A 1,012-nucleotide genomic window follows, 5' to 3' on the forward strand; every position below is an offset into this window, starting at 1 on the left:
TGTTCATCACTGGAGTGTTGTATGTGGTTACTGGACCAGTGGGCAGAGCGCCATATTACTGATGCGCAGTCTAAAGGTGAGTTTGATGGTTTGCCTGGTACAGGAGAACCGTTGGTTCTTGACGATGATACCCACATTCCGCCTGAACTTCGAGCCGGATTCCGTTTATTAAAAAATGCGGGATGTCTTCCTCCTGAGCTTGAGCAGCGCAGAGAGGCAATACAACTGCTTGAAATACTTGCAGGGATCCGCAAAGATGATCCCCATTATCAGGAAGTGAGTCGAAGACTGTCACTACTGGAACTGAAACTTCGGCAGGCTGGACTCAGCACCGAGTTTTTACACGGTGAATACGCAGATAAGCTGCTGCAGAAGATCAACGACGAATAGCGGAGATAGCATGTACCGTATTGGTGAATTAGCGAAACTGGCTGACGTGACGCCTGATACTATCCGCTACTATGAAAAGCAGCAGATGATGGAACATGAAATACGTACAGAAGGCGGGTTTCGTCTCTATACGGAAAGCGATCTTCAGCGTCTAAAGTTTATTCGCTATGCCCGTCAGCTTGGTTTCACTCTGGAATCGATCCGCGAACTGCTTTCGATCCGCATCGATCCCGAACACCATACCTGCCAGGAATCAAAAGGGATCGTCCAGGAAAGATTGCAGGAAGTGGAAGCGAGAATAGCTGAGCTTCAGGCGATGCAACGGTCGCTGCAGCGATTGAATGACGCGTGTTGTGGCAAGGCACACAGCAGCGTGTACTGCTCTATCCTTGAAGCACTTGAGCAAGGCGCCAGTGGATCACCATCAGGCTGTTGATTTATTGCACGGTCAGATCTACACTCGCGGCGTAAATTACGACAACCGGAGGTATTATGAGTCGTTATCAGCACACTAAAGGGCAGATAAAAGATAACGCCATTGAGGCGCTTCTACATGACCCACTGTTCAGGCAGCGCATTGAGAAAAATAAGAAAGGGAAAGGAAGTTATCTACGTAAAGGTA

General features: G+C 48.5%; 3 protein-coding genes. All 3 read left to right on the forward strand.

Going from position 1 to position 1,012, the window contains the following annotated elements; genetic code table 11:
• Positions 1-21: 21 nt before the first annotated feature.
• On the forward strand, positions 22-390 hold the full coding sequence (locus KQJ19_RS23705) for a DUF1992 domain-containing protein (RefSeq protein ID WP_200047532.1): 369 nt from the start codon (positions 22-24) through the stop codon (positions 388-390).
• 10 nt (positions 391-400) lie between these two features.
• Entirely contained in the window at positions 401-826 is a 426-nt protein-coding gene (zntR, locus tag KQJ19_RS23710) for a Zn(2+)-responsive transcriptional regulator (protein ID WP_016154744.1), read from the forward strand.
• Between the two features lie 56 nt (positions 827-882).
• Positions 883-1,012 (forward strand): ribosome alternative rescue factor ArfA (locus tag KQJ19_RS23715; protein WP_216404286.1); only part of this gene is annotated, 130 nt, incomplete at its 3' end.

It is taken from the genome of Citrobacter sp. S46_ASV_140 (genome assembly GCF_018919545.1).
Classification (GTDB): Bacteria; Pseudomonadota; Gammaproteobacteria; order Enterobacterales; family Enterobacteriaceae; genus Citrobacter; species Citrobacter braakii.